This is a genomic window from Pararoseomonas baculiformis (assembly GCF_017813395.1).
Classification (GTDB): domain Bacteria; phylum Pseudomonadota; class Alphaproteobacteria; order Acetobacterales; family Acetobacteraceae; genus Roseomonas; species Roseomonas baculiformis.
In genome coordinates, this window is sequence record NZ_JAGIZB010000003.1 from 120,498 (window position 1) to 145,171 (window position 24,674).

At 71.1% G+C, this 24,674-nt stretch carries 25 protein-coding genes and 2 tRNA genes; 7 read left to right on the plus strand and 20 right to left on the minus strand.

From position 1 onward, the window contains the following. Positions 1-37: 37 nt before the first annotated feature. Both bfr and J8J14_RS04120 read right to left on the minus strand, forming a co-directional pair. A complete protein-coding gene (gene bfr / locus J8J14_RS04115) occupies positions 38-526 on the minus strand; it encodes a bacterioferritin (RefSeq protein ID WP_209378186.1) in 489 nt (162 codons plus the stop codon). An 85-nt stretch (positions 527-611) separates the two neighbouring features. Further along, a complete protein-coding gene (locus tag J8J14_RS04120) occupies positions 612-815 on the minus strand; it encodes a (2Fe-2S)-binding protein (RefSeq protein ID WP_209378187.1) in 204 nt (67 codons plus the stop codon). 285 nt (positions 816-1,100) lie between these two features. On the opposite strand from J8J14_RS04120, the gene J8J14_RS04125 reads away from it, so the two are divergent. Beyond that, positions 1,101-2,408 carry a cytochrome P450 gene (locus J8J14_RS04125; RefSeq protein WP_209378188.1) on the plus strand — a complete coding sequence of 436 codons (1,308 nt, stop codon included), beginning with the start codon at positions 1,101-1,103 and terminating at the stop codon, positions 2,406-2,408. 9 nt (positions 2,409-2,417) lie between these two features. Here J8J14_RS04125 and J8J14_RS25365 read toward each other — a convergent pair whose 3' ends face one another. Next, on the minus strand, positions 2,418-2,831 hold the full coding sequence (locus J8J14_RS25365; protein ID WP_209378189.1) for a PaaI family thioesterase: 414 nt from the start codon (positions 2,829-2,831) through the stop codon (positions 2,418-2,420). Positions 2,832-2,906: 75 nt separating this feature from the next. On the opposite strand from J8J14_RS25365, the gene J8J14_RS04135 reads away from it, so the two are divergent. Further along, entirely contained in the window at positions 2,907-4,025 is a 1,119-nt protein-coding gene (locus tag J8J14_RS04135) for an S-(hydroxymethyl)glutathione dehydrogenase/class III alcohol dehydrogenase (protein WP_209378190.1), read from the plus strand. Between the two features lie 35 nt (positions 4,026-4,060). Here the strand turns inward: J8J14_RS04135 and J8J14_RS04140 are convergent, their stop codons facing one another. After that, a complete protein-coding gene (locus J8J14_RS04140) occupies positions 4,061-4,954 on the minus strand; it encodes a polysaccharide deacetylase family protein (protein WP_209378191.1) in 894 nt (297 codons plus the stop codon). 90 nt (positions 4,955-5,044) lie between these two features. On the opposite strand from J8J14_RS04140, the gene cydD reads away from it, so the two are divergent. The 3 genes from cydD to recQ all read left to right on the plus strand — a co-directional run bounded on the left by cydD (position 5,045) and on the right by recQ (position 10,364). Further along, a complete protein-coding gene (gene cydD, locus J8J14_RS04145) occupies positions 5,045-6,727 on the plus strand; it encodes a thiol reductant ABC exporter subunit CydD (RefSeq protein WP_209378192.1) in 1,683 nt (560 codons plus the stop codon). Then, on the plus strand, positions 6,724-8,391 hold the full coding sequence (gene cydC, locus J8J14_RS04150; RefSeq protein WP_209378193.1) for a thiol reductant ABC exporter subunit CydC: 1,668 nt from the start codon (positions 6,724-6,726) through the stop codon (positions 8,389-8,391). Before cydD ends, cydC begins: the two co-directional genes overlap by 4 nt. Positions 8,392-8,522: 131 nt before the next feature. Then, positions 8,523-10,364, plus strand: a complete 1,842-nt coding sequence (gene recQ, locus J8J14_RS04155; protein WP_209378194.1) for a DNA helicase RecQ — start codon at positions 8,523-8,525, stop codon at positions 10,362-10,364. Positions 10,365-10,388: 24 nt separating this feature from the next. Here recQ and J8J14_RS04160 read toward each other — a convergent pair. The 13 genes from J8J14_RS04160 to J8J14_RS04220 all read right to left on the minus strand — a co-directional run bounded on the left by J8J14_RS04160 (position 10,389) and on the right by J8J14_RS04220 (position 20,921). After that, positions 10,389-10,465 (minus strand) — tRNA-Arg (locus J8J14_RS04160). 16 nt (positions 10,466-10,481) lie between these two features. Continuing rightward, positions 10,482-10,793, minus strand: coding sequence for an NADH dehydrogenase ubiquinone Fe-S protein 4 (locus J8J14_RS04165; RefSeq protein ID WP_209378195.1), 312 nt, complete (start codon positions 10,791-10,793; stop codon positions 10,482-10,484). 33 nt (positions 10,794-10,826) lie between these two features. Then, positions 10,827-10,900 (minus strand) — tRNA-Pro (locus J8J14_RS04170). Positions 10,901-10,964: 64 nt separating this feature from the next. After that, positions 10,965-12,239, minus strand: a complete 1,275-nt coding sequence (gene serS, locus J8J14_RS04175) for a serine--tRNA ligase (RefSeq protein ID WP_209378196.1) — start codon at positions 12,237-12,239, stop codon at positions 10,965-10,967. A gap of 10 nt (positions 12,240-12,249) precedes the next feature. Beyond that, positions 12,250-13,038 carry a twin-arginine translocase subunit TatC gene (gene tatC, locus J8J14_RS04180; RefSeq protein ID WP_209378197.1) on the minus strand — a complete coding sequence of 263 codons (789 nt, stop codon included), beginning with the start codon at positions 13,036-13,038 and terminating at the stop codon, positions 12,250-12,252. A gap of 20 nt (positions 13,039-13,058) precedes the next feature. After that, positions 13,059-13,631, minus strand: a complete 573-nt coding sequence (gene tatB, locus J8J14_RS04185) for a Sec-independent protein translocase protein TatB (RefSeq protein ID WP_209378198.1) — start codon at positions 13,629-13,631, stop codon at positions 13,059-13,061. A 170-nt stretch (positions 13,632-13,801) separates the two neighbouring features. After that, positions 13,802-14,569, minus strand: coding sequence for an SMC-Scp complex subunit ScpB (gene scpB, locus J8J14_RS04190; RefSeq protein WP_209378199.1), 768 nt, complete (start codon positions 14,567-14,569; stop codon positions 13,802-13,804). Continuing rightward, the gene (locus tag J8J14_RS04195; protein ID WP_209378200.1) at positions 14,559-15,350 is read right to left on the minus strand and encodes a segregation and condensation protein A; all 792 of its coding nucleotides are present in this window, start codon (positions 15,348-15,350) and stop codon (positions 14,559-14,561) included. The genes scpB and J8J14_RS04195 overlap by 11 nt, the downstream gene beginning before the upstream one ends. Further along, a complete protein-coding gene (locus J8J14_RS04200) occupies positions 15,347-16,036 on the minus strand; it encodes a site-2 protease family protein (RefSeq protein WP_209378201.1) in 690 nt (229 codons plus the stop codon). Before J8J14_RS04200 ends, J8J14_RS04195 begins: the two co-directional genes overlap by 4 nt. A 5-nt stretch (positions 16,037-16,041) precedes the next feature. Next, a complete protein-coding gene (gene nagZ / locus J8J14_RS04205; protein WP_209378202.1) occupies positions 16,042-17,055 on the minus strand; it encodes a beta-N-acetylhexosaminidase in 1,014 nt (337 codons plus the stop codon). After that, complete coding sequence (locus tag J8J14_RS04210) at positions 17,052-17,942, minus strand: SPOR domain-containing protein (RefSeq protein WP_209378203.1); 891 nt, start codon at positions 17,940-17,942, stop codon at positions 17,052-17,054. The genes nagZ and J8J14_RS04210 overlap by 4 nt, the downstream gene beginning before the upstream one ends. Next, complete coding sequence (gene argS / locus J8J14_RS04215) at positions 17,939-19,708, minus strand: arginine--tRNA ligase (protein ID WP_209378204.1); 1,770 nt, start codon at positions 19,706-19,708, stop codon at positions 17,939-17,941. Before argS ends, J8J14_RS04210 begins: the two co-directional genes overlap by 4 nt. A gap of 7 nt (positions 19,709-19,715) precedes the next feature. Beyond that, complete coding sequence (locus tag J8J14_RS04220; RefSeq protein WP_209378205.1) at positions 19,716-20,921, minus strand: deoxyguanosinetriphosphate triphosphohydrolase; 1,206 nt, start codon at positions 20,919-20,921, stop codon at positions 19,716-19,718. Positions 20,922-21,038: 117 nt separating this feature from the next. Between J8J14_RS04220 and J8J14_RS04225 the strand changes: the two genes are divergently transcribed. Beyond that, complete coding sequence (locus tag J8J14_RS04225; protein ID WP_209378206.1) at positions 21,039-21,380, plus strand: HesB/IscA family protein; 342 nt, start codon at positions 21,039-21,041, stop codon at positions 21,378-21,380. A 7-nt stretch (positions 21,381-21,387) separates the two neighbouring features. Continuing rightward, positions 21,388-22,158, plus strand: a complete 771-nt coding sequence (locus J8J14_RS04230) for an exodeoxyribonuclease III (protein WP_209378207.1) — start codon at positions 21,388-21,390, stop codon at positions 22,156-22,158. Between the two features lie 4 nt (positions 22,159-22,162). Here J8J14_RS04230 and J8J14_RS04235 read toward each other — a convergent pair whose 3' ends face one another. Genes J8J14_RS04235 through pdxA form a run of 3 tightly spaced genes read right to left on the minus strand, consistent with a single transcriptional unit; the run spans position 22,163 to position 24,614 of the window. Further along, complete coding sequence (locus J8J14_RS04235; RefSeq protein WP_209378208.1) at positions 22,163-22,873, minus strand: 2OG-Fe dioxygenase family protein; 711 nt, start codon at positions 22,871-22,873, stop codon at positions 22,163-22,165. After that, positions 22,870-23,601 carry a pyridoxine 5'-phosphate synthase gene (locus J8J14_RS04240; RefSeq protein ID WP_209378209.1) on the minus strand — a complete coding sequence of 244 codons (732 nt, stop codon included), beginning with the start codon at positions 23,599-23,601 and terminating at the stop codon, positions 22,870-22,872. The genes J8J14_RS04235 and J8J14_RS04240 overlap by 4 nt, the downstream gene beginning before the upstream one ends. Further along, positions 23,598-24,614, minus strand: a complete 1,017-nt coding sequence (gene pdxA, locus J8J14_RS04245) for a 4-hydroxythreonine-4-phosphate dehydrogenase PdxA (RefSeq protein ID WP_209378210.1) — start codon at positions 24,612-24,614, stop codon at positions 23,598-23,600. The genes J8J14_RS04240 and pdxA overlap by 4 nt, the downstream gene beginning before the upstream one ends. Between the last annotated feature and the right edge of the window lie 60 nt (positions 24,615-24,674).

Here is a 24,674-nt window from a genome sequence, read left to right on the forward strand (position 1 = left end):
AGGTCTGGCCGGAGGATCCGTCCTCCGGCCGCGCGCGTCAGTGATCCTGGTCCGGCGCTGCGTCGGAGTTCAGCAGCGTGTAGCGCTCCTCCCCGATCTTCTCGATCAGGGTGAACTGCGCGTGCAGGAAGTCCTCATGCTTCTCCTCATCCGCAAGGATGCGGATCAGCAGGTCGCGCGAGACATAGTCCCGCACGGCCTCGCAATGGGCGATGCCGTCCTTGAGGTCCTGGATCGCCTTCTGCTCCAGCCTGGAGTCGCACTCCAGGACCTCCTTCACGGACTGGCCGATCAGGATCTGGTTCAGGCGCTGGACGTTGGGCAGGCCGTCCAGGAAGAGGATGCGCTTGATGAGATCGTCGGCGTGACGCATCTCCTCGATCGATTCCTCGTATTCGTGCTTGCCCAGCTTCGTCACGCCCCAATGGTTCAGCGTCCGGGCATGCAGGAAGTACTGGTTGATCGCCGTCAGCTCATTGGTGAGCTGGATGTTCAGATATTCGATGACCTTCGGGTCGCCGGCCATGGCTCACGCCTCCGTGCTTCTCGGATCCCGAGATGGAGCGGTGCGCCTCTCCGGTCAAGTCTTTGTTTTAAAACGGCCTGTGCGACTAATTCGCGACTGCCGCCATGGCGGCCTCGCCTTCGGCCTGGGCCGGGCGGCTGCGGAGCATGCAAAGGATGCTGGCCGTGCAGGAACCGCACTGCGCCCGGCAGTTGCACGCGGCGTAGACGTCATGCGTGCGACCGGCGCCGGACGCGATGGCCGACTGGATCTGGGTGTCGGTCAGCGCATTGCAGATGCAGACATACATGCGGAGCGGAACCTCACTCGCGCCTCCCCGGGCGCCCCGGGGTTCTAGCAGTTGCGAAGGAGGATGCAAGGCATTCTCATCTAAATACACATCCGTGCCGGTGCGGCGTTGCTGCCCCCCCGCTCGCGCTGCCATGATGCGGCGATGCAGCACAGGGCCGCCCCCTGCCCCTGCCCCATGCCCCATACCGGCGCGGCCGGGCCCATGCGGGCCAGGAGTCCAGCCCTGAATTCCCCCTCCTCTCTCCCACCCCGGCCGGAACCGCCGGCCCGCACGCCCGGGCTGTTGAAGGCGCTTACCGTGCTTCGCGGCGATGTGCTGGCCGCCCTGCCCCGCGTGGCCTATCGCCGCCAAGTGATGGCGGTCCGCATGGGACGCCGGCAGATCATCGCGGTGAATGATCCGGAGGTGGTGCGGGAGGTCTTCATCGCCCGCGCCGCCAATTACGGCCGCAAGAGCCATTTCAAGGAACAGGCGTTGCGCCCCGTGATCGGGGAGAGCCTTTTCGCCAACCATGGCGAGATCTGGTCCTCGCGGCGTCCCCCCATCGGCCGCCTGCTGCATCCATCCGGCATCGGCAAGCTCCAGCCCCTGTTCCAGAGCGTGGGCGGCCAGCTGGCGACACGCTGGGCCCGGCTTGCCGGGCCGGCGGGCGGGTTGGTGGACGTGGCGCCGGACCTGGCGACGGCGACGCTGGACGTGATGCTCCTTGCCATCTTCGGCCCCGGCGTTCCCGAGGGCGAGGCGCGGGCCATCGCGGAAGCCTTCACGCGGTTCCAATCCGGGGTTCAGGTCATCGACCTCCCCTATCTCCTGGGCCTGCCCAACTGGTTGGCCGGGCGGCACCGCCGCGCCACGCTGCGGGCCGCGACGGATATCCGGCACCGGGTTGCCGGCCTGATCGCCAGCATGCCCGGGGAGGAAGGCTATCTCGGCGGAATGCGCGCCCTTCGCGGGGAGGACGGCAAGCCCCTGCTGGACGAGATCGGCCTGCTGGAGGAAGTGGCCATGCTCCTCCTCGCCGGCAGCGAGACGGCGGCCAACGCCCTGGCCTGGACGCTCTATCTTCTGGCCACCCACCCCGAATGGCAGGACCGTGCGCGGGAGGAGACGACCACCCTGCTCGGCGACCGACCGCCGGAAGCGGCGGACCTGAACGCGCTGGTGGTGGCCAAGGCGGTGATCCAGGAGGCTATGCGCCTCTACCCGCCCGTCGCCGTGCTCGCGCGCCAGCCGGCTGCGACCGACCGCATCCGGCGCTGGACGATCCAGCCTGGCGACACGCTTCTCTGCATCCCCTGGCTGCTGCACCGTCATGAGTCGATCTGGGAACACCCGCACAGCTTCCGCCCCGAGCGCTTCCTGCCCGAGAACGCGAAGGCTATCCCCCGCTTCGCCTATCTTCCCTTCGGCCTCGGGCCGCGGGTCTGCGCTGGCGCGGCTTTCGGCATGGCCGAGATGACGACCTTCCTGGCCATTCTGCTGCAGCGCTTCGAGTTCGCGGCCGGCCCGGTGCCCGTCCCGCGCTTCCGCCTCACGCTGCGTCCGGAAGGCGGGATGCGGATCATGCTGCGGCCGCGTGCCAGCCGCTGAAGCGCTGCCTCAGCGCGGGCCAGCCGCGCGCAGCCATGTGGAGGTGGCATGCGCGCAGGGCTTCTCCTGGCCCTCGCCGCGCATCCACACCTCGGCATAGAGGCTCATCCGCCCCTGGCGGACGATGCGCACCTCGGCCAGCACGCCGGCATCGCCGGCGGGGCGGAGGAAGCTGATCTGCAGCTGGGCTGTGCGCGTCTCATCCGCCCCGCCCGTCGCGACCAGCAGCGGCACCCAGATCCCCACATCGGCAAGGGTCATGAGCGAAGGGCCGGAGGCCGTGCCGCCCGGGCGGAGCGAGAGGGTGGAGGGCGGCAGCCGCAGCAGCGCCGTGTCCTGCCCGGCGCGCAGCACCTCGATGCCCAGGGCGCCAGCGAGCGGAACCCCTTCCCTCACCCGCCTCGTCAACTCCTCCGGTGTCACGCGCATCCTCCCCTGGTCCGCCCCTCGCGCGACGGATAGAAACACCGCACCGACAACAAGGGGAGCCGCCTCGCCATGAAGACCCGTGCTGCTGTCGCCTGGGAGGCGAACAGGCCCCTCACCATCGAGATGGTCGATCTTGAAGGCCCGAAAGCTGGCGAGGTGCTGGTGGAGATCATGGCCACCGGCGTGTGCCACACGGATGCCTACACGCTCTCCGGCCTGGATTCCGAAGGCAAGTTCCCCTGCATCCTCGGGCATGAGGGCGCGGGCATCGTGCGCGAGGTAGGCGCGGGTGTCACCGCGGTGAAGCCGGGCGACCATGTGATCCCGCTCTACACGCCTGAATGCCGCCAGTGCAAAACCTGCCTCTCCCAGCGCAGCAACCTTTGCACAGCCATCCGCGGCACCCAGGGCCAGGGCCTGATGCCGGACGGAACCAGCCGCTTCTCCTGCGAGAATCCCAACAAGCCCGTCTGGCACTACATGGGCTGCAGCACCTTCTCGAACTTCACCGTGCTGCCGGAAATCGCCGTGGCGAAGGTCCGCGAGGACGCACCTTTCGACAAGATCTGCTACATCGGCTGCGGCGTCACCACCGGCCTGGGCGCGGTGATCTACACCGCCAAGGTGCGGGCTGGCTCGAATGTTGTTGTCTTCGGGCTGGGGGGAATCGGGCTGAACGTGATCCAGGGCGCTCGCATCGTGGGGGCGGACCGGATCATCGGCGTGGACCTCAACCCCGCGAAGGCCGAGATGGCGCGCAAATTCGGCATGACGCATTTCGTCAACCCGGACGAGGTCGGCCGCGACAAGGTGGTGCAGGCCATCCAGGACCTGACCGATGGCGGCGCCGACTACTCCTTCGAATGCGTCGGCAACGTGCATACCATGCGCCAGGCGCTGGAATGCTGCCATCGCGGCTGGGGTGAGAGCATCATCATCGGCGTCGCGCCCTCGGGGCAGGAAATCTCCACCCGTCCCTTCCAGCTCGTCACCGGGCGCGTGTGGAAGGGCTCCGCCTTTGGCGGCGCGCGCGGGCGCACGGACGTGCCGAAGATCGTGGAATGGTACATGGAGGGGAAGATCGACATCGACAGCCTGATCACCCACACCATGCCCCTCGATCAGATCAACACCGCCTTCGACCTGATGCATGAGGGCAAGTCGATCCGCAGCGTGGTCACCTTCTGATCCGCCGCGAGGGCGCCGGCGGCGCCCTCGCACGATCAGTCGCCGGGGATGCTTCCCTCCGGCAAGGTGCAGGCGTGCTCGAAGATCGCCCCGGCGGTCGTGATCCAGACATCCTCCCGCCGCACGGCGATATGGGACAGGGCGCGCCGCAGGGCCCGCATCCGGTAGGGCTGGCCGATGATGTAGGGATGGAGGGCAATGCCCATCACCTGCGCGACCCCGTCCCGCACCTGTCGCAGCCGCTCGTCGAAGTCCTCGATGATCATCGCCGCGAACTGCGCCGCCCCGTCCTTGCGCGCCACGATGGAGGGAATGTCGTTCACCTCCTGCGGGTAGGGAATGGCCATGAGCGGGCCGTGACCTGTCCGGTGCCAGACCGGCTGATCGTCGCTGCACCAGTTGAGGGTGTAGCGATAGCCCGCCTCCGCCAGCAGGTCGGGCGTGGCATGGCTTTCCGCGATCCAGGGCGAGAGCCATCCGCGGGGCGCCACCCCCTCCCGCGCGGCCATCTCGGCCGTCGCGGCGGCGATCAGGGCGCGCTCCTCCGGCTCGGGCAGGATGGATTGCCGCTCGGAATTCGTCCGGCCATGGCCGGCCATCTCGTCGCCCCGCGCGCGATGGGCGGCGGCGAGTTCCGGAGCGTGCGCGTAGATCGCGCTGTTCAGCAGCACCGTGCAGGGCAGCGCAAGCTCGTCCAGCGTCTCCAGCAGGCGCCAGGCGCCGACGCGGTTTCCATAGTCGCGCCAGGCGTGGTTCAGCACGTCCGGCTGTGGCCCGCCGGGCGCAAGCTCCGCGCCCAGCCCCTCGCCGAAGGCGAAATGCTCAAGGTTCACGCCCAGGTAGACGGCCAGCCGCGCTCCGCCGGGCCAGCGCCATTGCGGGCGGCCGCGCCAGGAGTGGTAGCCATGCCGGCCATGGGTCGGGAGCATCGGGCGCCTTCGGTGAAACAGGGACAGCATCGCATGCAGGCCGCGTGCCGCATTTCGCGCGGCGCCGCTTTGCCCTAGATACGGTGCGCAATGCCCCGACGCGCCGGACATGACCGCCCCCGTGACCCTGGCCGCGCCCTTCTCTCCGCCGCTGCGCGGGAGGGGCGCCCGGCCCTGATGCGGCCGATCCTGCTCGGTCTCGCGGCCACGGGCTGCGGGATCGCGCAGGCCTGGATCCTGGCCACGCTCCTCGCGGCCCTGCTCGGCCTGGGCGAGGCCGGCTGGACGGAGCTTGGAATGGCCGCGGCCCTGGCCCTGCTCCAGGTCGCGCTCGGCGTGGCGCAGGAAAGCGCCTCGGCCCAGGCCGGCGAAGCGGCGCGCTCGGGGCTGCGCCGGCGCATCTTCGCCCGCCTGCTCGCAGAGCCGCCGGCCTCCCGCCCCGCGGGCGAGGGCGCGACCCTCGCCGTCGATCGCGTGGAAGCCATGGACGGGTATTTCGCCCGCTGGATCCCTGCCGCCGCCCTGGCCGTGACCGCCCCGCTGGCCGTCGCGGCCTCGGCCGCCGCCGCGGACATGGTCAGCGGCATGATCCTGATGGCCGCCGGCCTGCTCGTGCCAGTCGGCATGGCGGTGTCCGGCATCGGCGCCGCCATGGCCAGCCGGCGGCAGTTCGACGCGCTGCAGCAGCTCTCGGGCCGATTCCTGGATCGCATGCGCGGGCTGCCCACGCTCGTGATCTTCCGCCGCCAGGAGGATGAGGCGCGGGCGCTGGACGCGGCCGCGCAGGAGCTGCGCAGCCGCACGATGCGCGTGCTACGGTTGGCCTTCCTCTCCACCGGCACGCTGGAACTGGTCGCGGCCGCTGTGCTGGGCTGCCTTGCCTGGCGCCATGGAAACCTCGCGGCCGAAGGGCACCCGGCACCGGTCGCCGCCCTCTTCTGCCTGCTGCTGGTGCCGGCCTTCTTCGCCCCCTTTCGTGCCTTCTCGGTGGCCTATCACGAACGTATGTCCGCCCAGGGCGCCGCCGCCGCCCTCGCTCCCGTCCTTGCAGCGTCAACCCCGGCCGGGTTGCTGCTGGAGGAGGTGCCGCCAAGCGTGACGCTGGTGGTGGACCACCTCACCCACCGCCCAGATCCAGGGCGCCCCCTGGCGCTGGAGGATGTCTCCTTCCGGGTGCTCCCGGGCGAGACGCTGGTGCTCTCCGGTCCCAGCGGCTCGGGTAAGTCCACCTTGCTGAAGCTGCTGATGGGGTTCTCCGCCCCGGATTCGGGTCGCATCGCCCTGAACGGGCGCGACGCGCTGGCCCTCGCCCCGGCAGAGCGCCGGCGGCTCATCGCCTATCTGCCCCAGCGGCCCGTGCTGCTGCGGGCCAGCATCCGCGAGAATATCCGCCTTTCCCGCCCCGAGGCCGATGACGCGGCGGTCGAGGCGGCGGCGCGCGCGGCCCAGGTCGCCGCCTTCACGGATGACCTGCCGGCCGGGCTGGACACGATCGTCGGAGAAGGTGGACACGGGCTGTCCGGCGGCCAGCGCCTGCGGGTCGCCCTTGCCCGTGCTTTCCTGCGGGATGCGCCGCTTGTGCTGCTGGACGAGCCAACGGCCCATCTGGACCCCGGGACGGAGGCGCTGGTGATCGAAAGCCTCCGCCGCCTCTGCACCGGGCGTACGGCGATCATCGCCAGCCATTCCGCCGCGCTTCGGGCCCGCTTCTCCCGCGTGCTGGAGCTGCGTGACGGCCGCGTTGTGGCCCCGCGGCGGGTGGCCACGCCATGACCGCCGCGCGGGACCTTGCCCGTATCCTCGGCCTCTGGCGCTCGCGCCGGGGCTGGCTGCTGCTGGGCGCCCTGGTGGCGTGCGGCTCCGCCCTGGCGGGCCTGGCGCTGCTGGCCCTGGCGGGCAGCGGGGTGGCCCGCGGCCTGGCAACCGGCACCCTGGCGGCCGGCGCGGCCACCCTTGTCCTGATGCGCCCCCTCATCCTGCTGCGTCCCCTGCTGCGCTGGGGGGAGCGGATGGCCACGCACGAGGCCACCTTCCGCGCACTCGCGGATACACGCGTCTGGTTCTTCCGCCGGCTGGCGGAGCGGCTTTCCGCCGGCCCGGGCCTAAACCGCTCCGGGGACCTGCTCGGGCGCATGGTCGGGGATGTCGAGGCGCTGGACGGGTTCTATCTCCGCGCCCTCGTGCCCGTGGCCGCAGCGGCCGCCGTGGTGGTGGCGATCGCCGCCATCCTCGGTGCCTTGTCGCTGGCCCTGGCCGCGATCGTGACCCTGCCCATCGCGCTGGCGCTGCTCCTTCCGCTGCTCGTCGCACCCTTCGCGGCCCGCGCCGCCGCCCGCAACGCCGCCGCCACAGGCGCCCTGCGCGCCGAGGCCGTGGAGCCGCTGGTCGCGATGGAGGACATCCTGGCCGCCAATGCGGAACCCCGCGCCCTGGCACGGGTCGAGGCCGCGGCCCAGCGGATGGACCGGGAGCGGCGGCGCCTTTCCCGTGCCGGTTCCCTCGGCGCGGCCAGCGGGGCGCTGCTGATCCAGGCGGCGCTGCTCGGCGCCCTCGCCTGGGGCATTTCCGGGGGTGCTGGCGGGGGCAGCACCGGGGCCGGGGCGGTCGTTGTGGCGCTTTTCCTCGTGCTGGCGGCCGCGGATGCGCTGGGCGCGCTTCCGCGTGCTGGCGCGGCGCTTGCCCTTGCCTCGGCCGGAGCCCGCCGCCTGTTGGAGGCAGCGGACCAGCCTGTTCCCGTGCCGGACCCGCCCGCCTCTGCCACGCCGGCGGGCCACGCGATTTCCATGCGCGGGGTGCGCTTCGCCTGGGCACCGGACCGCGCGCCAGTTTTCGAGGGGCTGGATCTCGACCTTCCGGAGGGTGCCCGCATCGCCCTGCTCGGCCCCTCTGGCGCGGGGAAATCCACACTGGCGGCCCTGCTGCTGAAGCTTGCCGCGCCGCAGGAGGGCAGCATCGCCGTGGGCGGCGTGGATTACGCCTCGCTCTCGGCCGATGCGGTGCGGACGCGGATCGCCTGCCTCACCCAGGAAGCCGTGCTGTTCGACGACAGCATCGCCGCCAATCTTCGCCTCGCGGCTCCGGACGCGCCCGACGCCGCGCTGTGGGACGCGCTGGAACGCGCCCGGATCGCGGAGCTGATCCGCGCCCTGCCGGAGGGGCTGGAGACACGCTGCGGCGAGGCGGGCGCCCGCTTCTCCGGCGGCCAGGCAAGGCGCATCGCCCTGGCGCGCGCCCTGCTCTCCCCCGCCTCCGTCCTGATCCTGGACGAGCCCACGGCCGGGCTGGACGCGGCGACGGAGCGCGCCTTCCTGGAAACCCTCGACTCCGCGCTGGGCGGGCGGAGCGCAATCCTGATCACGCATCGCCTCATCGGGGTGGAAAGGCCCACCCGCATCCTGCGCCTGGCCGGCGGCCAGGCCCTGCCCGCCATGTCCTGAGCCCTTGTTGCGCCACCGTGCCCTGTCGCCCGGCACCGCCCTGCCCTATCTGATCGCCACACCATGCCCGCTCCTGACCTGAACGCCCTGCCCCGCCCCGCGCGGGCCGCTAGGCCCTGGCCGCTCCCCCGATGAGCGGCAGCACCGATCCGCGCGCCGTCCTGCACGACGTCTTCGGCTTCACCGATTTCCGCGGCCGCCAGGCCGAGATCGTGGAGCATGTGACGGGGGGTGGTTCCGGCCTCGTCCTGATGCCTACCGGCGGCGGGAAGTCCCTCTGCTATCAGGTGCCGGCGCTGTGCCGCCCGGGGCTGGGCGTGGTCGTCTCCCCGTTGATCGCGCTGATGGAGGACCAGGTCGCCGCGCTGCGCCAGCAGGGCGTGGCAGCCGCCGCGCTGCATTCCGGCCTGGACGAGGAGGAGCGCCGCCGGATCTCGCTCGACCTGGCGAACGGCAAGCTGAAGCTCCTCTATGTCTCGCCCGAGCGCCTGGCGCTTGAAGGCACCGCGGAACGCTTAGCGCGGCGCGACATCGCGCTCTTCGCGGTGGACGAGGCGCATTGCATCTCGGCCTGGGGCCACAACTTCCGGCCGGAATACCGCATGCTCACCATGCTGGCGGAGCGCTTCCCCGATGTGCCGCGCGTGGCCCTCACGGCCACAGCCGATGCGCGTACGGTGGACGACATCCGCGAGCGCCTCTCCCTCACGGATGCGCCGGTGTTCCGCGGCAGCTTCGACCGCCCCAACATCCGGATCGAGGTCGCGGCGCGGGACAGCGCCATCGCCCAGCTCGCCGCCTTCATGGAGGAGGCCGATGACGGGCGCGGCGCCGGCATCATCTACTGCCCCAGCCGTGCGGAAACCGAGCGCACTGCCGCCCGGCTGCGCAAGGAAGGCTACGACGCCCTCCACTACCATGCCGGCATGGATGCGGCGGACCGCCGCGCCGCCGAGCGCCGCTTCTCCTCCGGCGACCCCGTGGTGATGGCCGCCACCATCGCCTTCGGCATGGGAATCGACCGCCCGGATGTGCGCTGGGTGGCCCATCTCGCCCTGCCCGGCGGGCCGGAGGCCTGGTACCAGGAGATCGGCCGCGCCGGGCGCGACGGCACCGCGGCCCGCGCATTGCTCCTCTACGGCGCCGAGGACATCGCCGTTGCCCGCCGCCGCATCGCCGAGAGTCCGGCCGCCGAGAACCAGAAGCGGCTCGACCATGAGCGCCTCGACCGTCTTGTCGCGATCGTGGAGAGCGCGACCTGCCGGCGCCGCCTGCTGCTGCGCTGCTTCGGGGACGACCTGCCCGGGGATTGCGGGAATTGCGACGCCTGCCTCAACCCGCCCCGGCTGGTGGACGCGACCGAGGCCGCCCGCAAGCTCTTATCCGCCGTGCATCGCACCGGTGGACGCTTCGGGCTGGGCCATGTGGTGGACGTGCTGCGGGGCAAGGAGACGGAGAAGGTCTCCTCCTTCGGGCATGACAAGCTGTCGGTCTTCGGCATCGGGCGTGACGTGGTGGAGGGTGCCTGGCGGAACATCGCCCGGCATCTCCTGGCGCGCGGCGCACTCGAGATGGCCAGCGACACCAGCCTCCCGATCTACCAGGCGACCGAGGCCGCCCGCCCCATCCTGCGGGGTGAGCAACCCGTGATGCTGCAGGAGGCCGCGCTGCGCGAGGCGGCCCGGGCGGCGCGACGCCCGCGCCAGGGCCGCGCGGCCTCGGTGCGGGCGGCGGGTTTCACGGACATGTCGCCCGAGGCGGGCGTCTTCGAAGCGCTCCGGAGCTGGCGCAAGGACGAGGCGACCCGGCAATCCGTGCCGGCCTATGTCATCTTCCCCGACCGCACCCTCGCCGATATCGCGGCGCAGCGGCCCCGCACGATCGACGACCTCGCCGATGTGCATGGAGTCGGCGCGTCCAAGCTGGACCGCTACGGGCTGGATGTTCTTCGCGTGCTCCGCGAGGCAGGCTGAGCCCGCACCGCGGCGGCTGGAGGATGGCGCACCCTGAGGGACTTGAACCCCCAACCAACCGGGTAGAAGCCGGTTGCTCTATCCAGTTGAGCTAAGGGTGCCCGGGATCGCCCGACTTCAGTGGGTCCAGTTGTCCAGGCGGTCCGTGCGGAAATTGTCGGCATAGGCCTTTGGGCGGATCGCGGGGCGCTGCCGCCGGGGCTCGACCTCATACGCGATGCCCTCGGCCTTGGCATAGGCCTCGGCCGCCTCCCGCGTCTCGAAATGGAGCCGCACCTGGCGATTCATGTCACCCGAGCCGTACCAGCCCGTCAGCGGGTCGATCCGCTTCGGCTCGCCCTGGGCGTATTCCAGAACCCAGCCTTCCGTACGGGCCAGCCCGGACTGCATGGCGCTCTTCGGCGGCGAATAGATGCGGGCGATGCTCATGCGCGGCACTCCGGTGGTCTGGTCTCGTTAGAATCGGGGCGGCGGGATTCGAACCCACGGCCTCCTGTACCCAAAACAGGCGCGCTACCAGGCTGCGCCACACCCCGCGAGACGGGCCGAACCTATGGGGGCCGCGCCTTCGGCGCAATGCCCCCTGCCATCATCACTGCGTCACGCCGCGGGGATAGCCTCAAGCCCGCCCATGAAGGGGCGCAGCACGGCCGGAATGGCGATGGATCCATCCGCCTGCTGGTGCGTCTCCATCACCGCGATCAGGGCGCGGCCGACGGCCACGCCGGAGCCGTTGAGGGTGTGGAGGAACTGGTTCCCCTTCCCCTCCTTCGGCTTGAACCGCGCATTCATCCGGCGGGCCTGGAAGTCCCGGCAATTGGAGCAGGAGGAGATTTCCCGCCAGGCGCCCTGGCCGGGCAGCCAGACCTCGAGGTCATAGGTCTTGGCCGCGCCGAAGCCGGTATCGCCGGAGCAGAGCAGGATGCGACGCCAGGTCAGGCCAAGTTCGGTCAGCACCCGCTCGGCGCAGCGGGTCATCCGCTCATGCTCCTCGGCGGATTGCTCGGGGGCGGTGATGGAAACCATCTCCACCTTGGTGAACTGGTGCTGGCGGATCATGCCCCGCGTGTCCCGTCCGGCCGAGCCTGCCTCGGAGCGGAAGCAGGGGGAGAGCGCGGCGAGGCGGAGCGGGAGGGCCGCCTCCGGCAGGATCTCGTCCCGAACCGTGTTGGTGAGGGGCACCTCCGCCGTGGGGATCAGCCAGCGGTCATCGGTGGTGCGGAACAGGTCCTCGGCGAATTTCGGAAGCTGCCCCGTGCCGTACATCGTGGCGTCGTTCACCAGCAGAGGCACCACTGTTTCCGTGTAGCCGTGCTCGTCCACATGCAGGTTGAGCATGTACTGGCCGATTGCCCGCTCCAGCCGGGCCAGATGGCCCCGGAGCACCGTGAAGCGGCTGCCGGCGAGCTTGGCGGCGGTGGCGAAGTCCATGCCCCCGAGCGCCTCGCCCAACTCGAAATGCTGCTTCGGGGTGAAGGCGACGCTCGGTATCTCGCCGTGCTGGTGGAGCACGACATTGCCGCTCTCGTCCGCGCCTTCCGGCACATCCGGGTCCAGCAGGTTCGGCAGAGCCTCGAGAATCCGGGTCTGCGCTTCCTCGGCCGCCTTCGCCTCGGCATCCAGCCCTTCCATCCGGGCGCGCAGCCCGGTCGCCTCGGCCTCCAGCGCCGTGGTGTCCGCGCCGTTTCTCTTGCCCTGGCCGATCTCCTTGGCCAGCGCGTTCCGGCGTGCCTGGGCTTCCTGCGCCGTGGTCTGGGCCGCGCGGCGGGAGGAATCGAGGGTCAGCAGCTCGGCGGAGACGGGCGGCAGGCCGCGGCGGGCAAGCGCCGCGTCGAACGCGGCCGGATCGGCGCGAACGGCCCGGATATCATGCATCGGATGCGCCTCAGGTGGTCGGGGGCTTGGGCTTCGGTGCCATCCAGGTCGCTGCCAGGATGGAGAGCTCGTAGAGAATGATCAGCGGCAGGGCGAGGCCCACCTGGCTGATGATGTCCGGCGGCGTGATGACCGCGGCCACGACGAACATGCCGACGATGGCATAGCGCCGGCCGCGCTTCAGCTGATCCACGCTGACGATCCCCACCCGCGCCATCAGGGTCAGCGCCACCGGCAGCTGGAAGGCGACGCCGAAGGCAAGGATCATGTGCATGACCAGGGAGAGATATTCGGACACCTTCGCCTCGAGCTGCACGGGCAGCCCGCCGGCGCCGGTCGGCGTTTCGAAGGAGATGAAGAAGCGCCAGGCCAGCGGGAAGATGAAGTAGTAGGCCAGGGCCGCGCCGAGCACGAAGAGCACGGGCGAGGCGACGAGGAAGGGGGTGATGACCTTCTTCTCGGATTTGTAGAGACCGGGGGCGATGAACAGCCAGAGCTGCGTCGCCCACATCGGGAAGCTGAAGAAGATGGCGCCGAACAGGGCGACCTTCAGATAGGTGAAGAAGGCCTCGTAGAGCGCGGTGAAGATCATCCGCCGCTCGCCGCCACCTTGTTCGACCAGGATCTCCGCCAGGGGGCGCGCCAGGAAGCCGTAGATCGAAGTGGAGAAGTAGTAGCAGAGCGCGAAGGCGATCCCGAAGGCGCCGATCGACCACAGGAGCCGCGTGCGCAGCTCCAGCAGGTGCTCGATCAACGGCATGGGCTTGTCGTCGATGATATCGTCCGGGTCGCGAGGCACGGGGCTTGCGGCTCTTTATGTCAGGCGGTGTGGGTCGCGGGGCGCGTGGGCGACTCCGCAGGGGTGTCCACGCCAGCAGGGGGCGAGGGATTCGCGACGGGGTCAGGGCCGCTGGCCACAGTCTCTGGCCCGGCGCCGGGGCCGAAGGCTTCCGGGGCCGTGGGGGCGGGATCCGGCGCGCCGGCGCTGGCCGTCACCTCGGCGCCGGGGGTGGTCGCATCCATCGGGGGCGGCGAGTCAGGCAGCGCGGCTTCCGTCCCGGCGGCCGGGGCAGCGTCGGATGTCGGCGGCGGCGGGGCGCGGAAGGGATCGTCGCGGAAGGTGCGGGTGATCGAGCCGTCCTCGTCCACTGCCTTCTCGATGGTGGATTTCAGGTCGAAGCTGCGGATGTCGCGGATCTGGTCGCGCACGTCCTCCAGCTTCGCCTCGCGCACCACCTCGTCCAGGTGTCCCTGGAACTCGCCGGCCATGCGGCGCAGCTTCTGGATGCCGCGGGCGACGCCGCGTACGGCGTCCGGAAGGTCCTTCGGGCCGATCACCACCACCGCCACCACGGCGATCAGCGCGATCTCGGTCCAGGCGAGGTCGAACATGTCTCTCCGATCACCCGGGACGGGTTGCCGGCCCCCTGGATGGGATGCGGCCGGTCCCTTGCGGGGTCGTCTCCGTTAGCAGAACTCGCCCGCACCACAAATGGGGCGGGCCTTTAAGATGGGCGCATGAAGCGCCGGATGGAAGCCGCGCGGCGGCGTCTTGCAGGAGGTTAACCAGGCGGCGCCGGCTGTTCGGGCAGGGGCAGGCCGGGTTCCGGCAACAATTCCTCACGCTTGGGCAGGTCGCGCAGCGATGCCAGGCCGAACTGTTCCAGGAAGCGGGGGGTGGTGGCCCAGAGGGTCGGGCGCCCCGGAGCCTCTTTCTTGCCGCGCGGGGCCACCAGCCCATTCTCCAGCAGCAGCTCAAGCGTGGTCTGGGACAGGGCCGTGCCGCGAATCTCCTCGATCTCGGCCCTGGTCACCGGCTGGTGCCAGGCGATGATCGCCAGTGCCTCCATCGCGACGCGCGGCAGCCGGCGTGGCATCTCGACCACCCTGGTCAGGGCTGGGGCAAGGTCCTCCGCCGTGCGGAACGCGTATCCCCCGGCGACATGCGACAGGGTGACGCCCCGTCCCGCATATTCGGCGCCCAGTGCGGCGAGCACGGCGGTGGCGCTGATGCCCTGGGGCAGCAGCGGCGCGAGGCGGGCGGCGGTGACCGGCGTGGCCGAGGCGAAGACCAGGGCTTCGGCGATGCGGATGGCTTCGCGTGAAGGCGGAAGTTCCGCCTCCGCCTCTCCGCGCTCGGCGGGGCCGGCCGAGTCGCCTTCCTCCGTTTCCGCGTCGCGGGGGTCCGGCGGGGTCTCCCCGGAGAGGGCGGCGCCTTCGGAGGAAGGCACTTCCGGCGCGGCCGGAGCCGCATCGCCGGGCAGGCCAGGCGTGCCGGTTTCGTCCCGGGCCTCGGCGGCGGCAGGTTGCTCTTCGGGCTCAGGCTGCATCGGCGCTCTGGCTCTCCTCAACCGGGGTCGAGGTCTGCGCGGCGCCGGGCTGGGGGCGCAGCAGGATGGGGGCGAAAGGCGCGTCCTGGCGGAGCTCAGCCAGGCCGGTCTTGGCCATTTCGAGCCCGGCGACGAGGGTGCTGGCCAGGGCCGCGCGACGCTCGGTGAGGTCCATCTCGGCTTCCGGCAGGAAACCCGAAAGCTCCGCCCAACCGGGGCTGTGCCCGACGAGGCGGCGCAGCCGGGCCAGCGCGTCCTGCACGGTCCAGATCTTCCGCGGCTTCGGGCGATAGGGCCGGCGCGCCGCGGCCCGCCGGAGCACGTCGGCATAGGCGCGGAGCAGGCCGGGAAGGTCCGCCGCCAGGGCGGAGCGGTCCTCCAGTACCAGGTTCTCCGGCGCACCGCGCGCGAGCATGTCCCGCCCGAGGAAGGGCCGCTGCCCGAGCCAGGCGGCGGCCTCCCGCATCCGCTCCAGTTCCCGCAGCCGGTCCGCGAGGGCCTCGGCCAGGGCCTCCGCGTCCTGCTCGGCCTCCAGGTCCTCCGGCAGGAGCAGGCGTGACTTCAGCCAGGCGAGCCATGCGGCCATCACCAGCCAGTCCGCCGCGATCTCCAGCCGCACGCGCCGCGCGCCCTCGATCACAGCCAGGTACTGGTCCACCAGGGAAAGGATGGAGATCCGGGCGATATCCACCTTCTGCGCCCGGGCGAGGTCGAGGAGCAGGTCCAGCGGCCCCTCGAACCCCTCCAGCGTGACGACCAGGGAGGGCTCGGCCGTGCTCATCCGCCATGCCCCGTCACGGCCAGGATGAAGCGCGCCCCGGGCAGCACCACCGCGCTCACCAGGGATCGCAGCGGGTCGAAGCCGGGCACGGCCATCGGCACCAGGAAGAGCACGCCCAGCACGATGAACAGCCCGGCCCGCTCCAGCCGCAGGAAGGGAATGCCGATGACCGGAGGAAGCAGCCCGCCGAGGATGCGCCCCCCGTCCAGGGGCGGAATGGGCAGGAGGTTGAAGGCCGCCAGGACGAGGTTGCCGATCAGCGAGAGGATCAGGAATCCCTCGATCCAGTCGAGGAAGTTGTCCCCGCCTGGCCCCTGGAGCGGGTGCAGCAGGATGGCGGCGGCAACGGCCAGGGCGACATTGATCGCCGGGCCGGCCGCGGCCACGAGCACCATGCCGAAGCGCGGGTTCCGCAGCGCCATGATGTTCACGGGCACCGGCTTCGCCCAGCCGAACATCACGTCCACCCGCCCGGAGACGAGAAGCTGCGAGATCAGCAGGAGCCCCGGAACCAGCAGGGTTCCCACAGGATCCACATGGCGAAGCGGGTTGAGGGAGAGGCGCCCCATGCGGGCGGCCGTGTCGTCGCCCAGGGCACGGGCGGCATAGCCATGCGCCGCCTCGTGCAGGGTGATCGCGAGAATGGCGGCGAGCGCCGCCGCCGCGAAGTCGGGAAGCCAGTCCATGCGCGTCAGGCGTCAGTCAGCGCGTGCGGCAGGGCGGGGCTGGGCGTGGTGGCTGCCGCGGCGCGGGCGGGCGGGCGGGCCGCCAGCGCGGCCTGCCGGGCGGCGGCCGTCCGCGCCTGCGCGGCCTCGGTCAGGACCGGGCAGTCCCGCAGCAGGGCCGCCGTTTCCTCCAGCACGCCGTTGCAGTGGAGGACGAGGTCGCAGCCCGCAGCGAGCGAGGCTTCCGCGAGGCGAGCGCCGAATCCGTTCAGAGCTCCCATCACCAGATCGTCGGATACCAGCACGCCGTCAAACCCGATCTCTCCCCGGATGATCTCCCCGATCAGGCTCGGGGAAAGGGTGGCGGGGCGGTCCGGATCGATAGCGGTATAGGTCACATGCGCCGTCATGGCCCAGAGATGCCGCCCGGCATCCCGGGCGCAGACCTCGCGGAAAGGCGCGATATCGGCCGCGAGCGTCGCCCGGTCGGCCTCCACGCGTGGCAGATCGATATGGCTGTCGGCATTCGCGCGGCCATGGCCGGGGATGTGCTTGATGACAGGCACGCAGCCCGCCGCCATCAGCCCCTCGATCCAGGCCTCGCCAAGCCGCGCCACTTCGGCCGGATCCGTGGAGAAGGCACGGTCCCCGATCACTTCATGGGCGCCGGGCACGCGCAGGTCCAGGCAGGGGGCGCAGACCACGTCGAGCCCCATGGCGGCGCAATGCGCGCCGAGCAGCGCAGCATTCGCACCTGCCCGGGCCGCCGGCTCGCCTTCGAACCGCGCCGGCGGGGGGAAGGAGGGCCAGTAGGGCGGGCGCAGCCGAGCGACGCGGCCGCCCTCCTGGTCCACCAGAACCGGTGCGTCCTGCCCCAGGATCTCCCGGATGTCAGAGGTAAGGTTCGAGAGCTGTGCCGGGTTGTCCACGTTGCGGCGGAACAGGATCACCCCGGCCGGCGGGGTGGCGCGCAACAGGGCGGCCTCCTCCCCGGTGAGGGAAAGCCCGGAAAGGCCGGTGATGGCCGCGCGGGGCCTCATCCGCCGATCACCGCGCAGGGCGCGCCCTTCGCCTTGGCTGCGGTGCAGAGCGCCTGCGCCGCGCGTGCGTCGGGGAGGCCGCCGGTGCGGATCCGCCACATCGGCGGCAGGTCGCCCCGGTCAACCCGGGTGATGACGGGCTGGCGCCCGGCGAGCTCGGGGATGCGGCCCTGCAAACGGTTCCATTCCCCCTGCGCCGCCTCTTCGGAGGTGACGGCGCCGAGCTGGACGACGAAGCGGCCGCCCCGCGCGGGAGCATTGGCCGGAAGCGGCGGCGGCGTGATGGCGGGTGGCTGGGCCGGCTGCGCCGTGGCCGCAGGGCTGGCCGGCGGGGGAGCATCCGGCTGCGCCGACGCGGCGGGAGCCGGAGGACGGGCCTGTCCCTGGGTCCCAAGGCTTGGGTTCACCAGGCCGGGCCGGGCCGGCACGGCGTCCGGCTGCGCAGCCGGAGGGGTTGCGGGCGGCGCCGGCGCGGCTGCCGCGGAAGCCTGAAGCTGGGCCTGGGCTTGCGCCTGCTGGGCGCGGGCCGCGGCCTGGCGGAGGGCGTTGATGTCAGGCCTCTCAGCCTCGGGCGTCAGCCGGGCCGTACCGTTCGGCTGGGCGGCCCCGTGGCGGCGCGCGCTTTCGAAAATGCGCTCATCCTGGTTGGCGACGCGCATCCCTCCGGGATCATCCGGCTTCACGCGGATCGGGCGGGAATCGGCCTCGATCGTCGGCACGCCCTGGTTCACGGCGCGTGACACGCCCCAGACCACGCCGCCGCCGATGGCCGCTGCCCCCAGAACGGCGCCCGCCACGGCGATCATGCGCCAGGGCACCTGGAAGCCCGCCCCCAAACCCCTCCGGGGCGGGCGGACCCGATAGCTTGGAACCGAGAAATCGCTCACCGCATCTCCTCGACGGGCGTCACCCCCATGACCGCCAGGCCCGAGCGGATAACCATGGCCGTGGCCGCGACGAGGGCAAGCCTCGCGCGGGTGGCCTCCGGTTCCCCCTCCCGGATGAAACGCAACGTCGCGTCGTCGCGCCCCCGGTTCCACAGTAGATGAAAATCGGCGGCCAAGTCATGGAGAAAGAACGCGATCCGGTGCGGCTCGCGCGCCAGGGCGGCGCCTTCCACGGTGCGCGGCCAGGCCGTGAGGCGGCGGATCAGCGCCATTTCCGCGGGATCGGAAAGCGCTTCCAGCGGCGCGGCAGCCAGTTCCGCCGCGGCGGGGTCGCCGGCCTGGCGCAGAACGCTGCGGCAGCGTGCATGGGCGTACTGGACATAGAAGACCGGATTGTCGCGCGACTGCTGGACAACCGCGTCCAGGTCGAACTCCATCTGCGCATCGGCCTTGCGCGTGAGCATGGTGAAGCGCACGGCGTCGCGGCCCACCTCGTCGATCAGGTCGCGCAGGGTGACGTAGGTGCCGGCGCGCTTGGACATGCGCACGGGCTGGCCGCCCTTCACCACCTTCACGATCTGCGCCAGCACCACGTCGAAGGCGACGGGCTTCTCCGAGGAGAGTGCCGCCACCGCCGCCTTCATGCGCGGGACATACCCGCCATGATCGGCGCCCCATACCTGCACCAGCTCGTCGAAGCCGCGCGCGATCTTGTCGGCATGGTTGCCGATATCATTGGCGAAGTAGGTGTTGGTGCCGTCGCTCTTGCGCAGCGGGCGGTCCACGTCGTCGCCGAACTCGGTGGAGCGGAACAGGGTCTGCTCGCGCGGCTCCCAGTCATCCGGCAGCTTGCCCTTCGGCGGCTCCAGCACGCCCTCATACACCAGCCCGCGCGCGGCGAGATCGGCGATGGCGCAATCCGCGGCGCCGCTTTGCACGAGCGCGGCCTCGCTGATGAAGATGTCGTGCTGCACGCCCAGCGCGGCGAGATCCTCGCGGATTTCGGCCATCATCGCATCCACGGTGAACCCGCGCACGGTGTCGAGCCAGAGCGCCGCATCGGCCGGGGCCGCCCCCGGGGCCAGGCTGTCGCCGAACTTCGCCTTCAGCGCCTCGCCCACCGGGATGAGGTATTCGCCGCGATATTGCAGCCCGCCGGGGATGCCGGCCGCGAACTCATCCTCGGTCAGCGCCGTGCCCAGCGCCTGGAGGTATCGCCAATAGGCCGCCCAGGCGAGCGCCTGCACCTGTGCCCCGGCATCGTTGATGTAGTATTCCTTGGTGACCTGCCAGCCCGCCTTGAAGAGCAGGTTGGAGAGCGCATCGCCCACCACGGCGCCGCGGCAATGGCCCACATGCATGGGGCCGGTCGGGTTCGCGGAGACATACTCCACATCCACCTTGCGGCCGCCCCCGGTGGTTCCGTCGCCATAGGCCTCGCCCGCCTTCAGCACGATGGGCAGCTGCGCGCGCAGCAGCGACTCCTCCAGCCGCAGGTTCACGAAGCCTGGGCCGGCCGGCGCCGCGCTGACGATGCCCTCCCGCGCGGAAAGCCGGGCCGAAAGGTCCTGCGCCACCTTCTGCGGCGGCATGCGCGCGGGCTTGGCGACCACCAGCGCGGCATTGGTCGCCATATCCCCATGGCTGGGGTCGCGCGGCGGCTCCACCAGCACGCGGGCGAGCAATTCCTCCGGCAGGTCGGGCAGCAGCGCGCGAAGCTCGGTCACGACCGCATCGCGGATCGTGCGGAAAATATCGTGGGTCATGTCGTGTTCAGCCGGGGATGTTGGGGTCCGTCAGGCGACGGTGTTCTTCGAGCGCGAATTTGTCGGTCATGCCGGCCAGCCAGTCGCAGACGGCGCGGGCAGCGCTGGGCGATCCCGCCTCCCCTGCCCGCTTGGCCCAGATGGGCGGCAGCATGTCGGGCTGCCCGTGCAGCAGGGAGAACATCACCTGCAGCACGCGCTTCGACTTCAGCGAGGTGCGGTTGACGCGCCAGTGGCGGTACATCCGGCCGAAGAGAAAGTCGCGCGTCTCCTGGTTCAGCGCGCGCATCCGGTCGGAAAAGAAGATTACGGGCTGCGAGGCCTTCCGGATGTCCTCCACGCTCCTGGGCCGCAGGGCGGCGATGCGGCGGCGCGACTCCTCCACCACGTCCATGATCATCGCGTTGATCACGCGCCGGATGATCTCGCTCGCCACCCGGTCGGGCGGCGCATCGGCGGGGATGGAGGCCATGGCCTGGTCCCGTGCCATGGCGATCAGGGGCAGGCTGCAGACCTCATCCAGCGTGAACAGGCCGGCACGGAGCCCGTCATCCAGGTCGTGGTTGTTGTAGGCGATGTCGTCCGCGATGGCGGCCGCCTGGGCCTCGGCGCTGGCATGGCAATGCAGCTCCAGATCGTGCCGGGCCGAGTATTCCGCGATATAGGGCGGCGGGCGGCGCAGCGGGCCATTGTGCTTGGCCAGCCCTTCCAGCGTCTCCCAGGTGAGGTTCAGCCCGTCGAAGCCGGCATAGCGATGCTCCAGCAGCGTCACGGCCTTCAGGGACTGGGCATTGTGGTCATAGCCACCCCAGGCGCGCATCACGCCGTTCAGCGCCTCCTCCCCGGCATGGCCGAAGGGCGGGTGGCCCAGGTCATGCGCCAGGGCCAGGGCCTCGGCCAGGTCCTCGTCCAGATGAAGCTGCCGCGCCAGGGACCGGGCGATCTGCGCCACCTCGATCGAATGGGTCAGCCGGGTCCGGAAGGCGTCGCCTTCGTGGAAGATGAAGACCTGGGTCTTGTACTGCAGGCGCCGGAAGGCGGTGGAGTGGATGATCCGGTCCCGGTCCCGCTGGTAAGGCGAGCGCCCGCCCCCGGAATCCTCCGGATAGAGGCGGCCGCGCGTCGCCCCGGGCTGCACGGCCCAGGGCGCCAGGTCATGCGGGCTGCGCGCGGGGCTGGCGGCCGGCGCGGCTTGGGGGTCGGGGGCATCCATGGCTCGCGGGGGCCGTAGCACCCGGTGCGCGCGGGCGGCAAGGCTGGCGCGCGTTGGAGATGCGGGGGGCAGCCCCTATGTTCACCTCAGATTCGCACGACAGCCGAGGTTCCCCCGATGCCGGATGGCAGCCCCGCCCCCGCCCCTTTCTCCGTCACGCCCTCCGCGCTCGCGCAGGTGTCCGAGATCGCGGCCTCCCAGGGCCGCCCGGATGCCGGGCTGCGCCTGGCCGTGGAAGCCGGCGGCTGCTCGGGGTTCCAGTACAAGTTCGACCTGGCCGATGCGCCGGAGCCGGACGACCTGGTGGTGGAGGGGAAGGTGTTCATCGACCCCGTCTCCCTCGACCTGCTCCGGGGCGCGACCCTGGACTGGGCGGATGAGCTGATCGGGGCGCATTTCACGGTGAAGAATCCGATCGCCGCCTCCGGCTGCGGCTGCGGCACCTCTTTCGCGATCTGATCCGCCCTTGCGCCTCTGCACCTTTAATGTGAACTCGGTTCGCAAGCGCGAACCGCATCTGCGGCGCCTGCTTGAGAGGCACGTGCCGGATCTCGTCTTCCTCCAGGAGCTGAAGTGCAAGACGGAGGAGTTCCCCGGCGGGGAACTGGCCGGGCTCGGGTACAGCTACCATGCCGTCGGGCAGCCGGGCGGGCGGAACGGCGTGGCCGTGATCGCCCGGATCCCCTTCGAGGTGGTGGACGAGGCCCTGCCCGGCGGGCTGGACGACAGCCATGCCCGTTTCATCGAGGTGCGGACGGCGGGGATCAACATCGCCGGCATCTACCTGCCCAATGGCAATTCGGGCGGCGAGGAAGGCTTCGCCTACAAGATTTCCTGGATGGAGCGGCTGCGCGCGCGGGTGGCGGAGCGCCTGGCCTCCTTCACGCCCTACGCGGTCCTCGGTGACTTCAATGTCTGCCCGACCGACGAGGATTTCGCCCCGGGCGCCCTGCCCCGCACGGATGCGCTGGTGCGGCCGGAGAGCCGCGCGGCCTTTCGCGCCATCACCCATCTCGGGATGACGGACGCGCTGCGGGCGCTTCACCCGAAGGACGCCCCCTGGACATACTGGGACTACGGGCCATCCTTCGAGGCGAACCGCGGGCTGCGGATCGACCACGCGCTGCTGAGCGCCGAGCTGGCGGAGCGGCTCACCGGGGCGAGCGTGGATCTCGCCGCCCGGTCCGAGGAAAGCCCTTCCGACCATGCGCCGGTCCTTTTCGACCTGGCGGAATGAACGCTCAGTTCCAGCGGAAGGTCAGCACCAGCACGTCCCGGTGGCCGGGCTGGTGAGGATCGATCGGCCGGATGGGGGTGACCCCATGCATCACGCGCCGGTCGTCCAGCAGCACGGCGTCGCAGGGCGCGGAGAGGGTGAAGCTGGCCTTCTCCTGCCCATCGATCTGGATGCCGGTCACGCCGCCCTCGACATTCTCCCGCCCGATCATCATGACCATCACGTAGTCCACGCCGTCCGAATGCATCCCCTCGGGGGTGGGCTTCCCGGCCTCGTCGGGCCGGGCCTCGATGCGGAACTGGTGCACCTCGACATGCCAGGCGGCGCCGGGGGCGAGCTGGTCGAACACGCCCCTTGCACCGGCGAGCAGCGCCTGAAGGGCGGGCCCCTCCCCGACTTCGGCTGCCACCGGTTCGAACCAGCGGTCGATCCCGCCATTCAGGTTGTTGTAGCGGGTGGCCTGGAAATGCGGTCCGTGCGGGGCCCGCATCAGCGGGGCACCCGGGGCAGCGCCATAGATGGCGTGGCGGCGCAGGCGATAGCGCCCGCCATCGGCCATGTAGGTGTCGGGCCGAAGATCATCCCAGCTCGCGGCGAAGCGGGCCCAGGCCTCGCCCGAAAGCGCCAGCCCTGGCGGGTCGAAACGGGAACGGACCTCGTCGGCGGAAAGGGGGACAAAGCCCGCCTCGGCGATCGGCCCAGCCAGATCGGTCATGTCCGCCTTGCCTCCTCCATCACGCGGCGCATCCGCGCCACGGCGGCGGGCAGCCCCTCGAAAAGGGCCTGCCCCATCAGGAAGTGGCCGATGTTCAGCTCCACCACTTCCGGGATAGCGGCGAGGAGCGGTGCCGTCTCGTAGTCCAGCCCATGGCCGGCATGGCATTCCATGCCGAGCGAGGCGACGAGGCGCGCCGCTTCCCTAAGCCGCGCCAACTCCGCCTCCCGCGCCGGGCCGGAAGCCTCGCAGAAGGTGCCGGTGTGCAGTTCCACGGCCTTCGCGCCGAGCCGCGCCGCCGCCTCCACCTGTCGCGCGTCCGGGTCGAGGAAGAGGGAAACGCGGATGCCGGCCCCGACCAGCGCGGCGATCACGGGCGCCAGCGCCGCCTGGTTGCCCTCCGCGTCCAGCCCGCCCTCGGTCGTCAGCTCCGCGCGCCGCTCGGGAACGATGCAGCAGGCATGGGGGCGCAGCCGGGTCGCGATGGCCTGCATCTCGGCGGTCGCGGCCATTTCGAGGTTGATCGGGGCCGACAGCGCGGCCCGCATTGCCTCGCAATCGGCATCCCGGATGTGGCGCCGGTCCTCGCGCAGATGAATGGTGATGCTGTCCGCCCCATGCTCCAGCACCAGCTTCGCGGCGGCCAGCGGATCGGGATGCGTGCCGCCGCGCGCGTTGCGCAGGGTGGCGACGTGATCGACATTCACGCCCAGTCGGATCGGGGTCATGCGGCGGCCTTCGAGGAACGGCGTGCGGCCATGTCGGCCGCGAGGCGAATGGCGGCGACGAGGCTACCCGGATCGGCGATGCCCTGGCCGGCGATCGCGAAGGCGGTGCCATGGTCCGGAGAGGTGCGGATGATGGGCAGGCCGAGGGTGACGTTCACCCCGCCGTCCATGTCCAGCGTCTTGATCGGGATCAGCGCCTGATCGTGATAGAGGCAGAGCGCGGCGTCATAGGTCGGGCGCGCGCGGGCGGTGAACATGGTGTCGGGCGGAAGCGGCCCGAAGGCGTCCACGCCCTGCGCCCTCAAGGCCTCGATCGCGGGCACGACGAGGCGGGGTTCCTCATCGCCCATGGCGCCCTCCTCCCCCGCATGGGGATTCAGCCCGGCCACCGCGATGCGCGGGCTGGCGATGCCGAAGCCATCCCGCAGACCACGGGACAGGGCGAGCCCGGTTCGGATGATCTCCTCGGTGCGCAGCGTATCGAGCGCCTGCCGGAGCGAGACATGGATGGTGACCGGCACCACCCGCAGCATGGGCGAGGCGAGCAGCATCACGGGCGGCTCGCGCACTCCCGTCAGCGCGCCCAGGAACTCCGTATGACCCGGGAAGGCAAAACCGGTGCGGTAGAGCGTGGCCTTGCTGATCGGGTTAGTGACCACGCCCCCTGCCCTGCCCGCCTGGGCGAGCGCCACCGCCCGCTCGATCGAACCGAGCACGGCGGGCGCGTTGGCCGGGTCCGGCGAGCCGGGAACCGGCGGGACCGGGCAGCGGATGGTCATGACCGGAAGATGGTCCCGGAAGACGGAACCCGCTTCCTCCGGCCCCGAAACCGCCGCGATCGGGATGTCCCATCCCAGTTGCGCCGCGATCTGGGAAAGCCGCGCCGGGTCGTCGAGCGCGACGAAAGCCGGCCCCCCCTCGGCCCGCAGCCGCGCCCAGGCGGCTAGGGTGAGCTCCCCGCCGATGCCGGCAGGGTCGCCCATTGTCAGCGCGAGGGGCGGCGTGGCGTCCATGCCGGTCAGACTGGCACGGTGCCGATCCGCGCCGCATCACGCACGCGGGTCATGGCTGCC

Coding starts and splice junctions, on each gene's coding strand:
- cydD (WP_209378192.1), top strand. CDS start 5,045: ATGCCCCGACGCGCCGGACATGACCGCCCCCGTGACCCTGGCCGCGCC.
- nagZ (WP_209378202.1), bottom strand. CDS start 17,055: ATGAGGCCCCGCGCGGCCATCACCGGCCTTTCCGGGCTTTCCCTCACC.
- J8J14_RS04165 (WP_209378195.1), bottom strand. CDS start 10,793: ATGAGCATCGCCCGCATCTATTCGCCGCCGAAGAGCGCCATGCAGTCC.
- recQ (WP_209378194.1), top strand. CDS start 8,523: ATGAGCGGCAGCACCGATCCGCGCGCCGTCCTGCACGACGTCTTCGGC.
- bfr (WP_209378186.1), bottom strand. CDS start 526: ATGGCCGGCGACCCGAAGGTCATCGAATATCTGAACATCCAGCTCACC.
- J8J14_RS04225 (WP_209378206.1), top strand. CDS start 21,039: ATGCCGGATGGCAGCCCCGCCCCCGCCCCTTTCTCCGTCACGCCCTCC.
- argS (WP_209378204.1), bottom strand. CDS start 19,708: ATGACCCACGATATTTTCCGCACGATCCGCGATGCGGTCGTGACCGAG.
- J8J14_RS04220 (WP_209378205.1), bottom strand. CDS start 20,921: ATGGATGCCCCCGACCCCCAAGCCGCGCCGGCCGCCAGCCCCGCGCGC.
- J8J14_RS04235 (WP_209378208.1), bottom strand. CDS start 22,873: ATGACCGATCTGGCTGGGCCGATCGCCGAGGCGGGCTTTGTCCCCCTT.
- pdxA (WP_209378210.1), bottom strand. CDS start 24,614: ATGGACGCCACGCCGCCCCTCGCGCTGACAATGGGCGACCCTGCCGGC.
- J8J14_RS04195 (WP_209378200.1), bottom strand. CDS start 15,350: ATGAGCACGGCCGAGCCCTCCCTGGTCGTCACGCTGGAGGGGTTCGAG.
- cydC (WP_209378193.1), top strand. CDS start 6,724: ATGACCGCCGCGCGGGACCTTGCCCGTATCCTCGGCCTCTGGCGCTCG.
- serS (WP_209378196.1), bottom strand. CDS start 12,239: ATGCATGATATCCGGGCCGTTCGCGCCGATCCGGCCGCGTTCGACGCG.
- scpB (WP_209378199.1), bottom strand. CDS start 14,569: ATGCAGCCTGAGCCCGAAGAGCAACCTGCCGCCGCCGAGGCCCGGGAC.
- J8J14_RS04200 (WP_209378201.1), bottom strand. CDS start 16,036: ATGGACTGGCTTCCCGACTTCGCGGCGGCGGCGCTCGCCGCCATTCTC.
- tatB (WP_209378198.1), bottom strand. CDS start 13,631: ATGTTCGACCTCGCCTGGACCGAGATCGCGCTGATCGCCGTGGTGGCG.
- J8J14_RS04240 (WP_209378209.1), bottom strand. CDS start 23,601: ATGACCCCGATCCGACTGGGCGTGAATGTCGATCACGTCGCCACCCTG.
- J8J14_RS04140 (WP_209378191.1), bottom strand. CDS start 4,954: ATGCTCCCGACCCATGGCCGGCATGGCTACCACTCCTGGCGCGGCCGC.
- J8J14_RS04120 (WP_209378187.1), bottom strand. CDS start 815: ATGTATGTCTGCATCTGCAATGCGCTGACCGACACCCAGATCCAGTCG.
- J8J14_RS04135 (WP_209378190.1), top strand. CDS start 2,907: ATGAAGACCCGTGCTGCTGTCGCCTGGGAGGCGAACAGGCCCCTCACC.